Genomic DNA, 19,179 nt, shown 5'->3' with positions numbered 1-19,179 from the left:
AATCAGCCTCTTGAAGATTAATGATGTCTGCGTGCTAAGTCTTGGAAAGGCAAGCCCCGGTCTTGGGCCCAGTTACGCAAGTCTCCTGTCAGAATCAAGTCAGTAGCCTGAAGTTCTTGCCAGTCACGCGCACCTAGAAGCAGATAGAGTTGGCGCAATTGCTCTTGCCAAGCTCTGACCCCTTCAATGGTCGCTTCAAGTCCCTTATTTTCCAGATAGTGCAGGAAGTAACCGGCTAGGCCTACAGCTCTAGCCCCCATGGCGAGGGATTTGATAATATCAACGGGTTGATGAATACCGCCACTAGCCAAAATCTCCAACTCGACAGGTGCTACTCGTGCTTCTAGGAGCGACTCTGCCGTCGTCTGGCCATATTGGTAGAGGGCTTGGAATTGAGGCGTCTCGTGCCGTTGATCTTCGATCTGGATGAAATTAGTTCCACCTCGACCGCTGACGTCCACTGTCTTCACGCCTACTTCAGCCAAGCATCTTAAGGTTTGTTGACTCATACCGAATCCTACTTCCTTAATAATAACTGGGCAATCCAGGCCATTAACTAAGCGCTCAATTTGCTTTAACCATTGGCTGAAGTCGCGGTCCCCCTCGGGCATGACCACTTCTTGGGGCCGGTTGAGGTGGATTTGCAAGGCATTAGCCCCCATAGCCTCCAAGACACGCTGAGCCGACTCTAGGCTGTGATGGGCCCCCAGATTAGCTAGGATAAATCCATCTGGATTGACCCGGCGCATCACTTGATAGCTAGTCGCCACTGTCGGATCCTTGACCATGGCACTAGCCGAACCAGCCGCTAGCGCTAGCCCCGTCTCCCGCGCCACGATAGCGAGTTGCTCATTGTATTGGCCGGTTAACTTGGAACCACCCGTCATGGCATTGATGTAAAAAGGAAAGGCATGAGTATGCCCTGCCCACTGAGTAGTCAGGTCAATCTCATCTTGAGACAGGAGCGCCAAGGGATGGTGGACAAAGCGTAGTTGATCGAAGCAACTAGCAGTTTGAACCCCAGCCTGTTGGGCCAAGGCTAAGTGAAGATGGTCGGCCTTACGATGGGCCACTAAGTTTTCTTCTTGCATTAATTTCCTGCCTCCTCAGAGGGCCTTTGAGGCGCCCCTATCTCTAGTTCGACTAAGGTGATGCCGGCTGCCTGCCAAGCTGCCGCCAACTCTTTCTTGAGTCCTTGGCCTTGGCCGACCGCAATCCCGCAGTCTCCCCCTCCAGCCCCCGAGGATTTGGCCTCGAATTGATAGGCTTGAGCAATAGTCACCAGCTCTCGTAAGGCTGGTGTCTCAATAGAGAGGGTATTGTGTTTTTCAATTTGTCGTAGTAAATGTCGGTAGTCAGCCAGGCGCGATTGGATGGCTAAGCTATCGCCAGTCTCAAAAGCCTCCTTGATTGCTTGGACCGTCTCCTTGGCCGAGCTTAGAAAGGCCTGATAGGCGGTACCGGACCGGTCCTGCCACTGGTCAATTAAGTTGTCGGTAGAAGCTGGCACGCCAGTCCATCCTACTAAGACCTCTAAATCCGCTGGCGCAAACACAGGCTGGATGACCAGGCTAGGCCAGTCTTGACTCAGCAGGGATAAGATAGAAGGATTTGCTAGGGCTTCTTGTAGCCAAACCCGATCCGGGGCCACATAGTAGAGCCAACCGCCATAGGCATTGACCGCTAAATCAGCCAGACTCCCCTTAGAACCTAGGCGCATCATGGCCATAGCAGCCAACTTATAGTGCATGAGCGGCGACTTAGCCACCAAGCCATAGAAAGCCAACAAAGCTTGAATAACCGCTACCGTCACTGCCCCACTAGAGCCAAAGCCGTATTTACGACCATTGTCTGCTAGCAGCTGACTGTCTATACTTAGGCGATAGTCTTGTAAAGGGCGCCCCACTTCCTCTACTAAGTCTTCCACTATTTGCATAGCGGCTAGAACATAGCGCCACTGAGCCGAATCGGCCTCATAGAGATTTGCCCGCTCATAGTGCCAATCTTCCAAGCCTGGTAGATTAGATTGCAGTAAACCCCGACCGGGCCAGGGACTGATGCCCACTTGGCAATGCAAATACTGGCTAACTGCGAAGAGAAGAGCCGGTTGGTCTGGGGCCAAAACAGCATACTCGCCCGCCAGAAAGAGCTTGCCGGGTGCCCAGCCCTGATTAGTCCCAAAATTCAGTTCAGGTGCCAAATCAAAAAGCTCTAAAAGCTGGTCCATTGCTTCCATGGGCTGCCTCCTTCTTAGTCATTAATTGGATAAGGTGCGGGGCCAGGGTAGGCCACCGCCAATTGCTTGGAATCAAATTCGGTCATAAAACGATCGCGAATAGTCTCTGCTTGACTTGCTGGACAGAGAACCTTGACATTAGGCCCAGCGTCCATGGTGAAATAGGCGGTGAATCCTTCTTGCCGTAGTTGTCGCACCAAGTCCATGGCCTTGAGCGAATCCGCCTCCCAATAGCTAAAGCTTGGGTTGGCCGCAATCATGGTCGCATGCATCTTCATGGCATTGTGTTCAGCAATTTGGCCTACACTGGCTAAGTCATGGGCTAGTATGGCAGGTTGAATAGCAGCTAAATCCTTGGCGACTTCATCAGGCCACAAGGCATAAAAAGGCGATGTCTCCATGGTCAGGGCCATGCCTTGGCGGCTAGAAATCTTCTTGGTTCCTTTGTTGACCATAACGACTAGCATGGCCAAATCCCAGTCAGCTGCCTCAAAAGGTTCAGCATAAGAAGAGTCGCTGTCCTCTCCCTGGCCCGCATGCCAAATAACGAAGCCACCAAAGAGACTACGGCTAGCAGAACCTGAACCCTGACGGGCTAAAATGGATAGTTGACGTTGGGATAAATCCAAACCTAAGGCGGCATTGGTTGCACAGGCCAAGGCTGCGTAGGCAGAGGCCGATGAAGCCAAGCCAGCTGCCGTCGGCACATGATTGGTGCTGGTCACCAGGGCCCGGCAATCGGTCTGGGCAAGCGCCCGAAAATGGTCTAGGAAGGCCGAGACTTTGGCTACTTGGCTAGCTTCTTGCTCCCGACCATCGAGAATAAAACGGTCATGGGCTAGCTGGGCATCAAAAGTCACTTGGGTATCGGTGTAGAAGGCATCTAAGGTCAGTGACAGCGAACTTGTCACTGGTAAGAAGAGGGCCTGGTCGCGTTTGCCCCAATACTTAATCAGGGCGATATTGGTATGGGCGCGATAGGTCGCGCTCCCTTTTAGCTCAATCATAGGGCTCCTCCTCCTTTTAAATGGCCATGGTCCAGGTGCGGCCGGCGCCTGCCTGACGCATGGCCTGGCTGATGGCCTCGGCCTGCTGGGCCTGGCTGGCTAGGGCAATGACACAGCCGCCCAAGCCCCCACCCGTTAACTTAGCACCTAAAGCGCCAGCTAACCAGGCGGATTTGACAATATTATCCAGCTCAGGGGTCGAAACCTTGAGCTGGTTGAGATAATAGTGGTTGTATGTCATTAGACGACCCAAGGCCACCAAATCTCCTTGGCGGATGGCCTGTTGGGCTTGAATGGTGCATTCCCCAATAGCTGCCATGGTCTTCATGACCTGGTCAGGTCGGTCTTGCGCTAGCTGAGCTACTTGAGCGACAGCAAGCTTGGTTTGGCCTGCCTGGCCACTATCGGCAATCACCAGATAGCCTCCTAAGTTCATTTGGAAGGCTTGTGGTGTTAGGCCCTTACGATAGAGGGCGGGCTGTGTGGTCGAGGTCATCAAGGTATCCAGGCCACTTGGCGCACCGTGAGCCAAGACTTCAGCCTTGTTGACCATGTAGTGCAGCACTTCCTGATTCAGACTGACCCCATAGTAATCGGCCAAAGCTCGAACCAAGGCAACCGCCACAGCGGCTGACGACCCCATGCCTCTTTCCTGAGGTATGTCGCTATCAATACGGATATGGATGGCCGAGTCCTGATTTTTAGGCGCGCAATGCTCCTGAGCCAAACCAATAGCAGCCTGAACATTTTGCAACTCTTGTGGCGCATCTGCCAAAGGCCCCTTGTAGTAGCGGCAGGACAGGTAGTCTGCCTGGTGTTGGGTGGGTGTTACCCGGACACGGATGGCCACAGCCGGTACCGGCAAGGCAATGGCTGGGTAATCGTAGACAACGGCATGCTCCCCCATAAGGATGACTTTACCGTGGGCTGCCCCCATACCTACTGGGCTGTCCGATACTTGGCTTTTTATATTTAATTCTTTATGTTGATTTTCTAGCATTTTTTTAGGCACAAAAAGGTCCCCTTTACGAGTCAATTCGTCATGTTCTATTGTAGCGCATCCCAGGAAAAAGTGGGATTTTTAGGGAAAGTTTTAAGCAATCTTAAACTTTCTTAGATTCTGTGGTAAAATAAGCCTAAGCATCCCCGTCAGGAGGTATCTCATGTCATTGGAAATGTTCACGCGCTACGCACCCCAAGAGTGGCAAAAGCTCCACCAAGAGGGCCAACCTATACCCCAGGTCCATGAATTGGCTCGACTGGTCTCACTTAATGACCGCCTGTCTCAGGCAGACGTGTCCACCATCTATGCCCCTATGATTCATTATTTGGATATGATGATGACCTATCAACAAGCCTATCAGTCCGCCAAATATCAATTTCTGCAGGGCCAAAACCATCCCTCGCTCCAATCCCACCAGCCTTTTGTCATTGGGATTTCAGGGAGTGTCGCGGTCGGCAAGAGTACGACGGCCCGGGTCTTACATGAGCTACTGAGCCGGACCTATCCAGAGCGTAAAGTCGCCCTGATGACAACTGACGGCTTTCTCTATCCTAACGCTGAATTAATTCGACGTGGCATCCTAGGCCGCAAGGGTTTCCCAGATTCCTATGATATGCCTCGCCTCCTAGACTTCATGCAGCGTATTAAGACGCGTAAAGAGCCAGTTAGCTACCCTGTTTATTCCCACCAGGTCTATGATGTCTTAGTCGGCCAAGAAGCCGTTATGGAAGATCCCGACATCCTGATTGTGGAAGGTATTAATGTCTTGCAACTGCCACAGAACCAGAAACTATATGTCAGTGACTTCTTCGATGTCTCGATCTATATCGACGCTAATCCTGTCCATATTCAACGTTGGTACATGGAACGTTTCGAGCTCTTGCTGGACTTGGCCAAACAAGATCCTCATAACTACTACTTCGAGCTGTCCCAAAAACCACGCGAACAAGCCCGGCAGTATGCTAACGAGGCTTGGCAGACCATTAACCTAGTTAACTTGATTCAAAATATCGCCCCTACCCGTGAACGGGCGGACCTTATTCTGCATAAGGCCTCCAACCATTTGGTAGATAGTATTTATGTCCGGAATTACTAGAACTTCAACTAAACAAAAAAGTCGCCACAAGTTAAACTTATGGCGACTTTTTATTTAAGTAATAGAGTTAGAAATCTGCCGGCAACTTAGGCACAATCCCTAAGCCCTTGGTGCCATCACCCGTATGGGTACCAATGACAGGACCAATATTGGTATAGCTAAGGGGCATACCAGGATAAGCATCCTTCATCATTTCATCTAATACCTTCAAATCTTCTGGTGCACCCGCTTGGCCAATGCCAACATGCACACCCTGAGGGTAGCGTGTTTGCCATTCTGCCACTAGCTCCACCATGCGACGGTAAACCTTCTTGGTCGTGCGGATTTTCTCAGAAACGGCAATCTTACCTTCTTCAAAATGTAGCAGGGGACGAATCTGTAAGATATTACCCAAGATGGCGCTGGAAGCCGACAGGCGGCCACCCTTAACCAAGTTATTGAGATCTCCTACCATGAGATAGACATCCGAATGACGAGCTGACCATTCTAGGCGACGCCCCACTTCCTCTGCTGACAAACCTTGGTCAATCCAGCCTAAGGTTTCCTTGACTAAGATTTCCATGACCATGCAGGATGAGCCAGAGTCTACCGCATAAGCGTCTAATTTATCCTCATACTCGCTCAAGAGCATATGGGCAGTTTGATAGGTTCCGCTGATTTCACTGGAGAGGTGAATAGCATAAACCGTATCATAGCCAGTAGCCACTAATTGGTCCAAGAGGGCCAAGTAATCCCCTGGTTGGGGCTGAGAAGTTGTCGGTAATTGGCTTTCAGACTTGAGGCGGGTGTAAAATTCATTTAATAATTGCAGGTCAGAAGTATCCTTCATAACTAAGCCATCACTGAAATTAACCGACAAGGCAACTTGATAGACGTCTGGATGTTGGGCTAAGGCCTCTGATAAGTAGGCAGTAGAGTCAACAATCACAGCTGCTTTCATCAACATTCCTCCTTAATTCAAAAATACGCTCCAGAGGGATTATATCAAATATCGCGCCAAATGTCTTGCTATGTGGTAGAATAATGTGGAAAGGAGGCGCCCCAATGAACTATCTGACCATTGATCAAGCCAGTGTCCACGAAATCGAAATCAAGAAGTCCCGCTTCCTCTGCTATCTCTACCCTCTACAGGATGCAGCCGACTTTCCACCAATCCTTGCCGCCTTGCGTAAGGAACATTACAAGGCTGCGCATCATTGTAGCGCCTATATTATTGGCCCTGATTCCCTGACCCAGAAAATGAGTGATGATGGAGAACCTGCAGGCACAGCCGGGGTTCCCATGCTGGAAGTGCTTAAACAACGTCAGTTGACTAATCTGGCCGCCGTGGTAGTCCGCTACTTTGGCGGGATTAAGCTAGGAGCTGGGGGCCTCATTCGTGCCTATTCCAGTGCAGTCAGTGAAGCCTTGAATCAGGCTACGATTGTCGCTAATGTCAACCAGTTGCTAATTGCTTTAGAGCTGGGCTATAACCAGGTCGATTCCTTCCAGTATTTTTTGGACCATAGTGACTTGGATGTCACGGTTATGGACACCGAGTATGCCGGCCAAGTCACCTATACTTTGGCTATCTATCAAGACCAAGCTGCGACCCTAGAAGCCCAACTACGCGACCGTTTCAATGGCCAAATAGGCTGGCTAGAACTAGGCGAGGAAACCGTCAATGTCCCCGTTAAACAAGCAGCCGACCAAGACTAAGATATATACAAAAGACCCGAGACAAGTGTCTCGGGTCTTTGTTTTCTCTAAAATTTTTCGAAGAAGCTCTGCAACCAGTTAACAAAGGCACCTTGCTTGAGATTGTCAGGCAAGACCTGGTTCACAACCGCCACATGCTGTTCAAAAGAGCGGTTCATAATTTTCTGGATTTCTCTCAGGCGCATATCGCGTCCTTGGCATTCTGCCGTGGCAATCTGCTTGAGGACCTCGATATAACTGTAGGCCAGACTCAAAGTCAAACCAGAAGCAATGGCCCCCGTCACAGCGCCACCCGTTACTGTCCCTAAACCAGGCAGAATCTTGAAGACAGATGATACCAAGAGTTTACCCACCAAAGTCGTGCCACCGGTCCCACCTAAACCCATGACCAGGCTAATTAACTGAGATTTCTCTAACGACACCCCGAAGATGGCCGATAGATGGGCCAACATGGTAATTTGCATGGGAACTAGGAGCGTCGCGTCAGCTACCGGAATTGGCACAAAACCAACCCCAAATGCAGTCGTCACATAGGTTTGAGCCCAACGCCTAGCCTCTTTGACCTTTCTTGCCAAATCGACCTGTTGGGCGTTGATAAAAGCCCGGTGAACTGACTCCGGCACTAAATTTAGACTCAATTCCAGGAGCTCATTCAAACCATGAGGCGGAACTAGGGCCTGTTTAGGCAGGCTATAAGCCTTGGCCAGAATGGGCACAATCCCCTTAACTGGCAGCGCCATTGCCTGTAACTGATTAAGAAATTCCTGGTTACCTGGATCCAGTTGTTGGGTCAAGACCAGAATAACCGGCACATACTGGGCCAAGGTCTTGATGATTTCGATTTCCATGGCTTCAATTCTAGCCATGGTCGAATTCAAGCAGTAGTAGACCACGTGAATTTTATCGCGCGGGTCGCCTTGACGTTTTTCAATCAGGAGATCCGACAAACTAGCTAAGACCTCCCGCTGGGATTCAGCTGTCAACTCCAGCCCTTTGGTATCATAGAGGGTCAGAGGCACGCCTTCCTTGGTAATGCGCACTAGCTGTTGAGTAATGGGTAGCCCGGCGCCTGTGCTTGCCAGATTTTCCCGGAAAAGGGCATTAATGAGCGTGGATTTACCACTCCCAGTTTTACCCGCTACTAGGACATTGAGGGGCTGCATCTTGTCAACTTCAGTCTGGGTTTTATTAAGTAACTCATCCACCAGCTGGGTGTTGACCCGACGCTTGAAAAGTTGATTTAGTTGGCGCATAGGCCACCTCCTGGACTGACATTAGTCGTTGTTGCGACTAGATAGAATAATCAAACGGAGCAACTGTAAGGCTGTAGCACTGGCTGCCGCCACATAGGTTAAGGCTGCTGCATTAAGCACCTTGCGGGCAGCCGGCATTTCTTCTGGGGCCAAAAGTTGGTTTTGTTCCAAAATTTTAAGTGCCCGCGCACTCGCATCGAATTCCACTGGCAGGGTCACCACTTGGAAGACTAGGACTAGGGAGAAGAGAATAATCCCGAATTGGACCAAGCCCATCATTTGGAAAATAAAGCCGGCAATAATAACTGGCATGGCCGCTGCTGAACCAATTTGGGTCACAGGCACTAAGGCATTACGCAAACGGAGCGGGAAGTAGTTCTCAGCGTCTTGAACTGCGTGACCACATTCGTGAGCAGCAACCGCAACGGCTGCAACCGAAGTTTCCATATCGGTCGCATCAGACAGCCGCAAGACCTTGTGACGGGAGTCATAGTGGTCAGTCAAATCACCTGAAACATGTTCGACTTGAACATTGTTAATTAGAGTTTGTTGCAGAATAGCTTGCGCCACTTGGCGACCAGTCGTGCCCTTGCTAGTTTCCCATTCACTGTATTTACTGAAGGTAGATTTTACTTTCCATTGGGCATAACCAGCAAAAGCCATCCCGATAATGATCAAGAAGTAAGTTGGGTCAAATAAATATCTCATGGATATCCCTCCATTATTTTCAAGTTATACCTTATTATATCAAGTTTAACGACCCTTGGCATCTTTTAGGCTGAGCCCTTTGGGAAAACTTAAGAAATCTACCATCCACCAAGTCATGACAAATGTCACATCATGTCATGACAGGCGCTACTACTAGCCTCCGATTTCTTGGCCTATAATAAAACCATCAACAGCAAGGAGGGAACTATTATGAGTCTCATTAATGTAAAAGGTGCCGGCAAGACAATCAAGGGCCGCCCCATCTTACAAGATATCAACTTCTCGATTGAGGCTGGCGAATGCATCGCCCTCATTGGTCCTAACGGGGCCGGCAAGACTACTTTGATTGAACTCTTACTTCATGACAAAATCCTCAGCCAAGGGAGCATCACCATTAAAGGTCTAGCAGTGGGTAACCGCAAACTCAAGAGCACTATCGGCCTCCTACCTCAAACTAACGAACTCCCTAAAAACCTCAAGGTCAAGGAATTAATCAGCTTCTTCCAATCCATCTATGACTACCCTTTGACGCAGGAAGAAATCCAAGATATTTTGCGTTTCAGTCCAAGCCAATACAATCAGATGACCCAATCCTTATCCGGTGGTCAACGCCGCCTGCTAAGCTTCGCCTTAACCTTGATTGGACGTCCTTCCGTTCTCATACTAGACGAACCAACAGCTGCCATGGATACTTCGACACGCCAACAGTTCTGGGAAATTATCCATCGGATCAAAGAAACCGGGACCACCATTCTCTACTCTTCCCACTACATTGAAGAAGTCGAACACACAGCCGAACGTATTCTAGTGCTCCACCAAGGCAAGCTCATTCGTGACACAACACCACACCGTATGCGGTCAGAAGAATTAACCCAGTTCTTTACCGTCCCTGTGCGCTTCCAAGAAGTATTGGCTAAGCGCCAAGACATTATGGAACTGACTGAAAACAGTGATAACCTGACCTTCCATACTAAGAATGGTGCTGAAGTCTGGGCTGCCCTTAGTCAAGCAGGTTGCGCCTTCAGTGAATTAGAAGTCGCTCGCCGCACCTTACTCAATAGCATTTTCGAAACTACCCGAGACGACCAAGAAAGCGAGGTAAAATAAAATGAAAAACTTACGCGCCCTCATCAAGGTAGAGACCTACTTTACATTACGCAATTGGCAGAGTTTAGTCATGGCCATCGGCATGCCCTTGGCTTTCTACCTCCTCTTCTCTGGTATCTATCAAGCGGAGATGCCTTATAGCTACAGAGTCTTCATGATGATTTCCATGACGGCCTCTTCTCTTCTAAGCTTCAACGTTTTCGCCCTACCCTATAATTTAACTGCAGATAAGCATAACAATTGGCGACGTTTTCTTCACCATTCACCGGTGTCTGTGGTACAATATTACTTAGTAAAAGCCTTACGCTTTGTCTTGCTCTATTCCCTCGCCATCGGCGTGGTCTTCAGCTTTGGTGGCTTAGTTCGTCAAATTACCCTACCGGCTGGTGACTATTTCATGGTCATTCTTATTCTCTTGGTCGGGATGATTCCATTCTCATTTATTGGGGCTCTCATTTCCTACTTGCCAAGCGAAGAAACCATCTCCATGGTTGGGAACATCGCCTTTATGGCTATGTCACTCTTAGGTGGCCTCTGGATGCCTCTGATGTTTTTCCCTCAATGGATGCAAAACCTAGCCAAATGGATTCCTAGCTACCACCTAATGCAAATCATCCAAAACTGGTATACTAACCGAATCTGGGCATGGGATTCTATTTTCGCACTGGTAGCCTATGGAATCTGCTTCTTAATCCTGATTGCCTTAGTGCAACGTAAAGTTGAAGTAAAATAAGTCCTTTAGAAGGAGGGACTATCATGTTCCAACGCCTGAAAATTGCGATGAAACAGACTCACATCATGTTCTATATCAGTCTGGTCTTCATTCTATTCCCCGTTATTGAATCCATCAATCAGTCCCCCATTAATTGGGGGCTTTTGGGCTTTACCTTTATCTTTTTAGTTTCCTATCTCTCCCTCTTATGGAGCCAAGACCAACGAATTGTCACCTTGAGTTGGATTTATGCGGCAGGCTATATCTCTTACTGTGCCCTTTCCCTCAATCCTAACTTTATTTGGTTTCTCTTTTATTTGGGCAATGTCATGGCTTATTGTTTTCCTCGTTCTTCCCTCTTGTCCTGGCGTTGGTTAAGTATTTATGGTATTGCCCTAGGAATCTATCTCTATCACACTTGGCGGGGCTTGGATTCCATTGAGTTATTCTATCTGGGCCTGCTAATTGGCTTCATCATCCTCTTTTCCATCGGCCAGCGCTTTGGTCGCTTGCGAGAGCTCATGCAGGAAAGAGAAGAAGCTAAAAATAAGCAAATCAACTTACTTTTAGCTGAAAATGAACGTCATCGAATCCGGCGTGACCTCCACGATAACCTAGGCCATCTCTTCGCCACCTTAGCTGTTAAGAGTGAATTAGCCACTAGCCTGATGGCACGTCAAAAATATGAGGCTGCCCAAGAACACGTCAAGGATATTCACAACCTGACTCAGGAAGCTATGCACCAAGTGCGAGCTATCATCAACGACTTAGATCACCACGACTTGGCTAACGAACTCATCCGGCTGCAAGAAATGTTAGAAATATCTGGCATCCAGGTGGTCATTGACAACCAACTAGGTACCCTGTCCTTGACTCAGGACCAATCCTCCACCCTAGCCTTGAGTTTGCTAGAAGCCTGCAACAACATCATCAAGCACGCCCAAGCCAAGCATGTGCTAATCCGTCTCTGGCGGAACGACAATTTCCTCTACGCCTTTGTAGAAGACGACGGACAAGGTTTTGGCCCCGTGCAGGAAGGTGAACTCCACACCATCTTGGACCGCCTGCAAATTCAAGGCGGACAGCTCAACATCCTCAGTCGTCGCCAACCTACCCAAGTCCAACTTAAAATGCCCTACGAGAAAGGATAGGTGATTCCATGCGCCTCTTAATTGCAGAAGACCAAGCCATGCTTCGAGATGCCCTCTGTCAACTCCTAGAGCTAGAAGACCAAGTAGAAAGCGTCCACCCAGCCAAAAATGGCCAGGAAGCCATGGAGATTATAGGTAGCCAGACCATCGATATCGCCCTCTTAGACATTGAAATGCCCTACGCCAGTGGCTTAGATGTGCTAGAATGGTCTAAGGCCCATCACCCTGAGGTTAAGGTCCTCATCTTCACCACCTTCAAGCGTCCCGGCTACTTCGAGCGCGCCCTCAAAGCCGATGTCGATGCCTTCGTCCTCAAGGAGCGACCTGTCCATGCCCTCATGGAAACCCTGGAAAACATCCTAGCGGGTAAGAAAGAATATGCGCCTGAGCTCGTTGATCGCCTTTTCACTCATCACAACCCCTTGACCCCACAAGAGCGCCAGCTCATGGCAGGCGTTAGAGAGGGGCTCTCCAACAAGGAGTTAGCCCAGGAGCTCCATCTATCAGAAGGTACCGTCCGCAACTACATGTCTACCGTTCTGCAAAAACTAAGCGCTAAAAACCGGGCGGATGCCATCCGTATCTGCCAAGAAAATGGTTGGTATTAAAAATTTCGCCAAAGAAAAAAGACTGAGAAGTTGATGCTTCTCAGTCTTTTACTTTGTCTTAGTCTTCTAAGTCCACGTTGTGGTAAACGCGTTGAACGTCGTCATTGTCTTCTAAGACTTCAATCAAACGCTCGAATCTAGCTAAGTCGTCACCTGTTAAGGTCACTTCGTTTTGTGGCAAGAGGTCTAATTCTGCCACTTCAAACTCGCTAATCCCCATGGACTCCAAAGCTGATTGAATGGCATGGAAGTCGTTAGGTTCGCCGTAAACGACAACAGACTCACCTTCTTGCGTTACTTCACGGACATCTACATCAGCTTCTAATAAGCCCATCATGATTTCGTCAGCATCTTGGCCAGCGATAACGAAAACAGCTGTCGCGTCGAAGAGGTAGCTAACAGACCCGCTGACACCCATGTTCCCGCCGTTCTTACCATAGGCCGCCCGCACATCACTGGCAGTCCGGTTTACGTTGTTAGTCAAGGCATCCACGATAATCATGGAACCGTTTGGCCCGAAACCTTCGTAGCGGAGCTCTTGGAAGCTTTCATCACCGCCACCTTTGGCTTTTTCGATAGCGCGGTCAATGACATGCTTAGGCACATTATAGGTCTTAGCACGGTCAATGACAAATTTCAATTTTTGGTTACTATGGGGATCTGGATCGCCTTGTTTAGCTGCTACGTAAATTTCAATCCCGAATTTTGCGTAGACCTTACTGTTATTGGCGTCCAACTTGGCTTTTTTTTCTTTGATGTTGGCCCATTTACGTCCCATTCTTTCACATCACTTTCTCTTAAGATATTACTATTATAAGGCTAAGCCCCCGCTATGGCAAGGTCTGACACTCATTTGCCTTGCCAGTGGGCAAGTAGGCTTTTAGTAGCCCCCGACCTTGCGAATGACTTTATAAACCTGGTTGGAAACCCAACGTCCTACTCTCGTATTCGCTGTCGTTAAGCGGCCAAAGAAAGCATAACGCAAGACTTTGAAGGCCTCAGGGTTACGTTCTTGTAGGAAGTTCCAAAGGTCTTGGCGCTTAGCTATCGCTTCTGGTGTCCCAATACGATTGAGCAAGGCGCTAGAAATGCTAGTGACAATCTCCAAATGTTTAAGCAAATACTGGCGAATGCTAGGGTGTAGCGGCTGACTAAAGTCAACTGCTTCAATTAAAATTCGGTTAACTTTGAGTTGCTGGTCAATCCGCCCCATCATAACTCGTTCATTGACCGACTGGTCATCGCGGCCAATCAGATAACGATAGAAGTCGACATCCAGATAATAGAGGCGCTGAACATGCTGAATCGGTTGATAGACAAAGACATTATCTACATAGAAGGTGTGTTCTGGCAAGATAAGACCACAATCTCTCAACAGTTGGGTCCGATATATCAATGAATGCATCATGAGATACTCGCCTACTGAGAAAGGCTTGACTTCATCCCAGCCAAAGAACTGATTAATAGGCAAATTACGCTCGTAGCGAACCGTTCGCTTGGCGCCTTCCTCTCCCTGCTCATAAACATAATTGGTCAAGAGAACATCCACCTGGGTATTCTCTGCTTCAAAGCGCTCAAGGGTTGCCATAACCGCCGCCAAAGCCGACTCATCCACCCAGTCATCAGAGTCCACTACCTTGAAATATTGGCCAGTCGCATGGGCTAGACCAGTATTGACAGCCCCACCATGCCCCTTGTTAGCCTGATGAATAGCCTTGACCTGGTCTGGATAGCGACGCTGATAGTCTTGAGCAATGGTCAAGGTTTCATCCTTAGAGCCATCATCAATGACCAAGATTTCAATCTGGTCGCCTGCCGGCAAGAGGGACTCAATAGCCCGTCCCATATAATCTGCGGAATTATATGAGGGGATTGCCACAGTTAGTAATTTCATTAAATATTCTACCTTTCTAGTCGAAACATTGAAGTCAATGGCTCCTAGCCTTGGGCAGGCTTCTTGAAGAGGCGCTTGAGGCCAATACGGCCTTTTTTCTTATCTAAGACAGTGACTTCAACTTCCAAGATATCCCCCACAGCTACCGCTTCTGAAGGATGCTTGATGAATTTCTTGGATAGTTTGGAAATATGAATCAGGCCATCTTGCTTGACCCCGATATCCACAAAGGCACCGAAGTCGACCACGTTGCGGACCACGCCTTGTAGTTGCATCCCAACTTCGAGATCGTCTAAGGACATGACATCTTCACGTAAAATCGGTGCTGGACCAGCATCCCGGATATCGTGTAGGGGATGCTTGAGGCCCTCAATAATATCTACAATGGTTGCCTGGCCTACTTCTAGCTCCTGAGCAAGTTGGGCTGGCCTAAGGGCACCTAAGGCCTCCACAGCATGATCAGAGCCAATCGCGTCTAGAGCTATACCTGCACGATCCAGAATCATACGCGCTACCGCGTAACTCTCTGGGTGAATGCCGGTCTGATCAAGTGGATTCTTACCTCCGACAATCCGGAGGAAGCCAATGGCTTGCTCATAGGTTTTAGGGCCTAGGCGCTTAACATCCTTAATTTGACGGCGGTCTTCAAAGCGACCTAACTCGTCACGAAGACTAATCAAGTTCTTGGCCGTAGTCGCGGTCAAACCAGACACGTGTTGCAAGAGGGAAACACTGGCTGTATTCACATCCACACCTACTCGGTTAACAGTGGTATTGACCACAAAGTCTAGTTCCTCGGTCAATTGCTTTTGAGCCACATCGTGCTGATACTGACCCACACCAATGGACTTAGGATCAATCTTAATCAATTCAGCCAAAGGGTCTTGCAGACGGCGAGCAATGGAAACCGCGCTCCGCTCTTCTACCTGATAATCCGGAAATTCTTGACGGGCTAGTTCACTAGCTGAATAGACAGAAGCCCCCGCCTCATTAACAATCATATATTTAACCGGTTGGTCCAAGGTCTTGATGACTTGAGCTACGAACTGCTCAGATTCCCGACTGGCGGTCCCATTCCCAATAGCAATGACTTCGACCCCGTGTGCTTTAATCAAATCTGCCAATTGGCCACTAGCCGCTTGACGTTGGCGTTCACCTGCTGGTTTATGAGGGTAAATAACCCCTTTATCCAAGACCTTACCGGTTTGGTTAACGACCGCTAGCTTACAGCCCGTACGGTAGGCAGGGTCTAAGCCCAGCACTGTCCGCCCCTTAAGAGGTGGCGTCAAGAGCAAATGCTTGAGGTTGTCCCCAAAGACTTGGATGGCTTGCTTATCTGCCCGCTCAGTCGCTTCATTGCGAAGTTCCCGCTCAATGGCTGGAAAGATGAAACGTTTGTATGCATCTCGAATAGCCGCCTGCCCTAAGACACGCTTAGCTTCTGGAAGATTCTCAGATAAGACATGACGCTCCAAATAATTGAAAATCGGCGCCTCATCCACCTCAATAGACACGCTGATAACCTCTTCCTTCTCAGCTCGGTTGAGGGCTAAGGTCCGGTGTGCAGGTAGGTCACTAAGTTTATTTTCGAAGTCATAGTACATAGCGTAGACTTGGTTAGGATCCGCCTCTTCCTTCTTGAGCTTGGTCTTGAGGATGGCATTATAACGCATGTATTTGCGGATAAATTCGCGGTAGGCAGCATTGTCTGACACCCATTGGGCCAGAATTTCATGGGCACCCGCTAGGGCAGCTGCCACATCCGAAACTTCTTCGTTAAGATAGCCAGCAGCAGTCTCTTCGACGTCCCCTGCCTGCTCATTCAACAACCATTGAGCCAAAGGTTCCAAGCCTTGTTCAATAGCCACCATGGCCTTAGTCCGACGCTTCTGCTTATAAGGTCGATAGAGATCTTCCACTTGTTGCAAGGTGCTAGCCGCTTCGATTTGCCCAGCTAATTCTGGAGTCAGTTTTTCTTGCTCATCAATCAGACGCTTAACTTCTTCCTTACGCTCGGCCAATTGCGTGACATAGCGATAGCGGGTCTCAATCTCATGGATTTGGACTTCATCTAGGGCTCCTGTTTTTTCCTTACGATAGCGCGCAATAAAAGGAATGGTGTTGCCTTCGGCCAAGAGCTCTAAGACGACACTGACCTTATCAACCGGCAACTTAAGTTCCTTAGCTACCTCTTGTACTTCATGTGTTAATGTTACTGTCATGATTTAATCGTCCACCTTTGGTGCGTCCGAAGGAACGCAGAATGTTTCGAGAAGGGTCTCGTGATTGATTCGGACAGCCAATAGATGGCCACCGTATACTGCACCGCCATCAATGCCAATCAAATCACCCTCACGATGCCAAACATGATGAGTCTGGCCATCGTCATTGAGCCGACCAATCGGGGTATGGCCGAAGATAATTGGCCGCCCAGTCTTATTAGGCAGCGTATGGAAGGGTTCGCGAATCCAGACAAAATCGCGACGCGAAGAATCTTGCCACTGGTCGACTTCCGGATTAACCCCAGCATGTGCAATGATGAAGTTGCCAAATTCTGTATAGAGGGGCAGGCCCTCCAACCAGGCTTGCAGCCACGGCTGAGTCTCCTTCAAGCAGTCAGACAGCAACTGGCCCGATTGGTCTTCTAGCCTACTAGGCGTCGTCTCTAAAAATTCTGAGATGGTGGTCAAACCACCGTTACGCTTATAGCGACCAAAGTAGTTTTCTGGGTCCGTCAAGGTCTCCAATAACATATCCTCATGGTTACCACAGAGACAGATAGCGCCATGACTGGCTTGAAGCTCCCTTACTTTTTCAACCGTGGCCTTCGAATTCGGTCCTCGATCAATCAAGTCTCCCACAAAGATTAGTTGTTGATCTTCTGGGCGCCAATGGGTCAATAGTTCTTCCAAAAGATGGTACATACCATGGATATCCCCAATAACAAATGCTTCCTGCTTAGTCAAGGCTATCGACTCCTTCTCATTCAATCCTCTTCATTATAGCATAAAAGCCTTTAAAACACGATATCTAGCCCTAAAGCTCCTCGTTTATCAGACATTTTGTTACGAATTCTACACATTTTCATTCCGCCTATCCTTGCAGTGTTCAAAAACACGAACATTTAATTTTTTTTGAAGACAAATCCTCTTAGAACTAGTTCTATCTGCCACTGTCTATGCTATACTCAATTCTGTTCTATTAATCCAAACATTAGGAGGCTATTATTTTGGAACGTTTTTTCAAATTACGTGACCATGGAACGACCGTGGTAACTGAATTTATTGCAGGGATTACGACCTTCCTTGCCATGGCATATATTGTCTTTGTCAACCCGTCAATTCTGTCTCAAACCGGTATGCCTAGCCAGGCTGTCTTTCTAGCTACACTTTTTGCGGCAGCTAGCTCGACACTGGTAATGGGACTTTTCGCTAATGTCCCATACGCTTTGGCTCCAGGTATGGGCCTTAATGCCTTTTTCACCTTCACCGTCTGCTTCGGTCTAGGTTTCACTTGGCAAGAAGCCTTAGCCATGGTTTTCCTGTGCGGTATCTTCAACATCCTGATTACCGTCACTAAAATCCGCAAGCTCTTGATTGTTTCCATCCCAGAATCCCTACAACATGCTATTTCTGCTGGGATTGGGGTCTTCATCGCCTACATCGGGGTGAAGAATGCAGGCTTCTTAAACTTTACAGCCTCTGGTTCTAGCATTCTTTCCGTTAATGGCGGTCCAGCTAGCGCTACCCAATATGCTGGCGGGGTTACCAATGTCGTAGCTGATTCCGGTATCGTTCCAGCCTTGGTCAACTTCACTCAGCCATCTGCAATTCTCGCTTTGATTGGCTTAGCTATCACCATTATCCTCATGGTCCGTCAAGTCAAAGGTGCCCTTCTCTTAGGGATTGTCATCACTACCGCCTTAGCCTTTCCAATGGGCCTAATTGACCTATCAAGTGCCAACCTAGCACAAAATTCTCTTGGCAATGCCTTTGGGGAACTTGGCCAAACTTTCTTAGTCATCTTCCGTCCAGAAGGTCTTCCGGCCCTCTTCGCAGACTGGAGTCGCCTTCCTTTAGTGCTGATGACCATCTTCGCCTTCAGTCTTTCTGATGTCTTCGACACCATCGGGACCTTCGTCGGAACTGGTCGCCGGACTGGCATCTTCTCCGCTGAAGACGAATTAGCCCTACAAAACAGCTCGGGTTTCAGCTCCAAAATGGACAAGGCCCTCTTTGGAGATTCAATCGGGACTCTGATTGGCGCCCTCTTCGGGACATCTAACACCACCACCTATGTGGAATCTGCCGCAGGGATTGGCGTTGGGGGCCGAACTGGTCTTACTTCTGTCGTCACTGCCTTGCTATTCCTAGCAACCATGTTTATTGCACCTTTTGTCAGCCTAGTTCCATCTGTGGCAACTGCACCAGCCCTCATCATTGTCGGTGTTCTCATGATGGCCTCCTTCAGTGACCTCAACTGGACTGATTTCGCCGAAGCAGTGCCTGCCTTCTTCTCTTCCATTTTCATGGGCTTCTCCTACTCTATCTCTTACGGGATTGCAGCTGGTTTTATTACCTACGCTATCGTGAAAGTAACACAAGGCAAGGCCAAGGAAATCCACGCCCTCTTGTGGGTCTCCATCGCACTCTTCGTCCTTAACTTCATCATTCTAGCTGTTATCTAATGACATCTAATCACTAGCA

At 48.8% G+C, this 19,179-nt stretch carries 18 protein-coding genes; 7 read left to right on the top strand and 11 right to left on the bottom strand.

Going from position 1 to position 19,179, the window contains the following annotated elements; translation table 11 throughout:
* Positions 1–17: 17 nt before the first annotated feature.
* From fni to mvk, 4 genes are read right to left on the bottom strand one after another with little or no spacing between them, the layout of a single operon-like run.
* On the bottom strand, positions 18–1,091 hold the full coding sequence (gene fni / locus V7R82_RS00955) for a type 2 isopentenyl-diphosphate Delta-isomerase (RefSeq protein ID WP_338542891.1): 1,074 nt from the start codon (positions 1,089–1,091) through the stop codon (positions 18–20).
* On the bottom strand, positions 1,091–2,236 hold the full coding sequence (locus tag V7R82_RS00950) for a phosphomevalonate kinase (RefSeq protein ID WP_338542890.1): 1,146 nt from the start codon (positions 2,234–2,236) through the stop codon (positions 1,091–1,093). Before V7R82_RS00950 ends, fni begins: the two co-directional genes overlap by 1 nt.
* A gap of 14 nt (positions 2,237–2,250) precedes the next feature.
* Positions 2,251–3,243: a diphosphomevalonate decarboxylase gene (mvaD, locus tag V7R82_RS00945; RefSeq protein WP_338542889.1), complete on the bottom strand. Its 993-nt coding sequence runs from the start codon at positions 3,241–3,243 to the stop codon at positions 2,251–2,253.
* Positions 3,244–3,259: 16 nt separating this feature from the next.
* Positions 3,260–4,255, bottom strand: coding sequence for a mevalonate kinase (gene mvk / locus V7R82_RS00940; RefSeq protein WP_338542888.1), 996 nt, complete (start codon positions 4,253–4,255; stop codon positions 3,260–3,262).
* A 151-nt stretch (positions 4,256–4,406) separates the two neighbouring features.
* Between mvk and coaA the strand changes: the two genes are divergently transcribed.
* Positions 4,407–5,342, top strand: coding sequence for a type I pantothenate kinase (gene coaA / locus V7R82_RS00935; RefSeq protein ID WP_338542886.1), 936 nt, complete (start codon positions 4,407–4,409; stop codon positions 5,340–5,342).
* A gap of 67 nt (positions 5,343–5,409) precedes the next feature.
* Here coaA and V7R82_RS00930 read toward each other — a convergent pair whose 3' ends face one another.
* Positions 5,410–6,282: a DegV family protein gene (locus V7R82_RS00930; RefSeq protein WP_338542885.1), complete on the bottom strand. Its 873-nt coding sequence runs from the start codon at positions 6,280–6,282 to the stop codon at positions 5,410–5,412.
* 104 nt (positions 6,283–6,386) lie between these two features.
* On the opposite strand from V7R82_RS00930, the gene V7R82_RS00925 reads away from it, so the two are divergent.
* On the top strand, positions 6,387–7,040 hold the full coding sequence (locus V7R82_RS00925; RefSeq protein ID WP_338542884.1) for a YigZ family protein: 654 nt from the start codon (positions 6,387–6,389) through the stop codon (positions 7,038–7,040).
* 47 nt (positions 7,041–7,087) lie between these two features.
* Here the strand turns inward: V7R82_RS00925 and V7R82_RS00920 are convergent, their stop codons facing one another.
* Positions 7,088–8,293 carry a YcjF family protein gene (locus tag V7R82_RS00920; protein WP_338542882.1) on the bottom strand — a complete coding sequence of 402 codons (1,206 nt, stop codon included), beginning with the start codon at positions 8,291–8,293 and terminating at the stop codon, positions 7,088–7,090.
* 21 nt (positions 8,294–8,314) lie between these two features.
* Complete coding sequence (locus tag V7R82_RS00915; RefSeq protein WP_023392224.1) at positions 8,315–9,001, bottom strand: zinc metallopeptidase; 687 nt, start codon at positions 8,999–9,001, stop codon at positions 8,315–8,317.
* Positions 9,002–9,211: 210 nt separating this feature from the next.
* Between V7R82_RS00915 and V7R82_RS00910 the strand changes: the two genes are divergently transcribed.
* The 4 genes from V7R82_RS00910 to V7R82_RS00895 are packed head-to-tail and all read left to right on the top strand — an operon-like array spanning position 9,212 to position 12,579.
* On the top strand, positions 9,212–10,108 hold the full coding sequence (locus V7R82_RS00910; protein WP_291430904.1) for an ABC transporter ATP-binding protein: 897 nt from the start codon (positions 9,212–9,214) through the stop codon (positions 10,106–10,108).
* A 1-nt stretch (position 10,109) separates the two neighbouring features.
* Positions 10,110–10,841, top strand: coding sequence for an ABC transporter permease (locus V7R82_RS00905; protein ID WP_291453650.1), 732 nt, complete (start codon positions 10,110–10,112; stop codon positions 10,839–10,841).
* Between the two features lie 23 nt (positions 10,842–10,864).
* Positions 10,865–11,971 (top strand): sensor histidine kinase, encoded by a 1,107-nt coding sequence (locus V7R82_RS00900; protein ID WP_338542879.1) that lies wholly within the window; start codon positions 10,865–10,867, stop codon positions 11,969–11,971.
* 8 nt (positions 11,972–11,979) lie between these two features.
* A complete protein-coding gene (locus V7R82_RS00895; RefSeq protein WP_314329971.1) occupies positions 11,980–12,579 on the top strand; it encodes a response regulator transcription factor in 600 nt (199 codons plus the stop codon).
* A gap of 58 nt (positions 12,580–12,637) precedes the next feature.
* Here the strand turns inward: V7R82_RS00895 and V7R82_RS00890 are convergent, their stop codons facing one another.
* The 4 genes from V7R82_RS00890 to V7R82_RS00875 form a co-directional block, all read right to left on the bottom strand.
* Positions 12,638–13,357: a YebC/PmpR family DNA-binding transcriptional regulator gene (locus tag V7R82_RS00890; RefSeq protein WP_268443606.1), complete on the bottom strand. Its 720-nt coding sequence runs from the start codon at positions 13,355–13,357 to the stop codon at positions 12,638–12,640.
* Between the two features lie 102 nt (positions 13,358–13,459).
* Positions 13,460–14,473 carry a glycosyltransferase family A protein gene (locus tag V7R82_RS00885; protein ID WP_314693568.1) on the bottom strand — a complete coding sequence of 338 codons (1,014 nt, stop codon included), beginning with the start codon at positions 14,471–14,473 and terminating at the stop codon, positions 13,460–13,462.
* Between the two features lie 44 nt (positions 14,474–14,517).
* Complete coding sequence (locus V7R82_RS00880; RefSeq protein WP_338542876.1) at positions 14,518–16,695, bottom strand: Tex family protein; 2,178 nt, start codon at positions 16,693–16,695, stop codon at positions 14,518–14,520.
* 3 nt (positions 16,696–16,698) lie between these two features.
* Positions 16,699–17,439, bottom strand: a complete 741-nt coding sequence (locus V7R82_RS00875) for a metallophosphoesterase (protein ID WP_311465931.1) — start codon at positions 17,437–17,439, stop codon at positions 16,699–16,701.
* A gap of 263 nt (positions 17,440–17,702) precedes the next feature.
* On the opposite strand from V7R82_RS00875, the gene V7R82_RS00870 reads away from it, so the two are divergent.
* Positions 17,703–19,160, top strand: a complete 1,458-nt coding sequence (locus V7R82_RS00870; protein WP_291427700.1) for an NCS2 family permease — start codon at positions 17,703–17,705, stop codon at positions 19,158–19,160.
* The last annotated feature ends 19 nt before the right edge of the window (positions 19,161–19,179 follow it).

The sequence above is a fragment of the Abiotrophia defectiva ATCC 49176 genome (genome assembly GCF_037041345.1).
Taxonomy (GTDB): Bacteria; Bacillota; Bacilli; order Lactobacillales; family Aerococcaceae; genus Abiotrophia.
This window is presented reverse-complemented; position numbering and strand designations above follow the sequence as displayed.

Excerpts from the sequence above, each read along its gene's own strand:
- V7R82_RS00930 (WP_338542885.1), bottom strand. The coding sequence starts at position 6,282 with ATGAAAGCAGCTGTGATTGTTGACTCTACTGCCTACTTATCAGAGGCC.
- V7R82_RS00915 (WP_023392224.1), bottom strand. The coding sequence starts at position 9,001 with ATGAGATATTTATTTGACCCAACTTACTTCTTGATCATTATCGGGATG.
- V7R82_RS00910 (WP_291430904.1), top strand. The coding sequence starts at position 9,212 with ATGAGTCTCATTAATGTAAAAGGTGCCGGCAAGACAATCAAGGGCCGC.
- V7R82_RS00950 (WP_338542890.1), bottom strand. The coding sequence starts at position 2,236 with ATGGAAGCAATGGACCAGCTTTTAGAGCTTTTTGATTTGGCACCTGAA.
- V7R82_RS00925 (WP_338542884.1), top strand. The coding sequence starts at position 6,387 with ATGAACTATCTGACCATTGATCAAGCCAGTGTCCACGAAATCGAAATC.
- V7R82_RS00905 (WP_291453650.1), top strand. The coding sequence starts at position 10,110 with ATGAAAAACTTACGCGCCCTCATCAAGGTAGAGACCTACTTTACATTA.
- coaA (WP_338542886.1), top strand. The coding sequence starts at position 4,407 with ATGTCATTGGAAATGTTCACGCGCTACGCACCCCAAGAGTGGCAAAAG.
- V7R82_RS00900 (WP_338542879.1), top strand. The coding sequence starts at position 10,865 with ATGTTCCAACGCCTGAAAATTGCGATGAAACAGACTCACATCATGTTC.
- V7R82_RS00895 (WP_314329971.1), top strand. The coding sequence starts at position 11,980 with ATGCGCCTCTTAATTGCAGAAGACCAAGCCATGCTTCGAGATGCCCTC.
- V7R82_RS00885 (WP_314693568.1), bottom strand. The coding sequence starts at position 14,473 with ATGAAATTACTAACTGTGGCAATCCCCTCATATAATTCCGCAGATTAT.
- mvaD (WP_338542889.1), bottom strand. The coding sequence starts at position 3,243 with ATGATTGAGCTAAAAGGGAGCGCGACCTATCGCGCCCATACCAATATC.
- fni (WP_338542891.1), bottom strand. The coding sequence starts at position 1,091 with ATGCAAGAAGAAAACTTAGTGGCCCATCGTAAGGCCGACCATCTTCAC.
- V7R82_RS00890 (WP_268443606.1), bottom strand. The coding sequence starts at position 13,357 with ATGGGACGTAAATGGGCCAACATCAAAGAAAAAAAAGCCAAGTTGGAC.
- V7R82_RS00880 (WP_338542876.1), bottom strand. The coding sequence starts at position 16,695 with ATGACAGTAACATTAACACATGAAGTACAAGAGGTAGCTAAGGAACTT.
- V7R82_RS00920 (WP_338542882.1), bottom strand. The coding sequence starts at position 8,293 with ATGCGCCAACTAAATCAACTTTTCAAGCGTCGGGTCAACACCCAGCTG.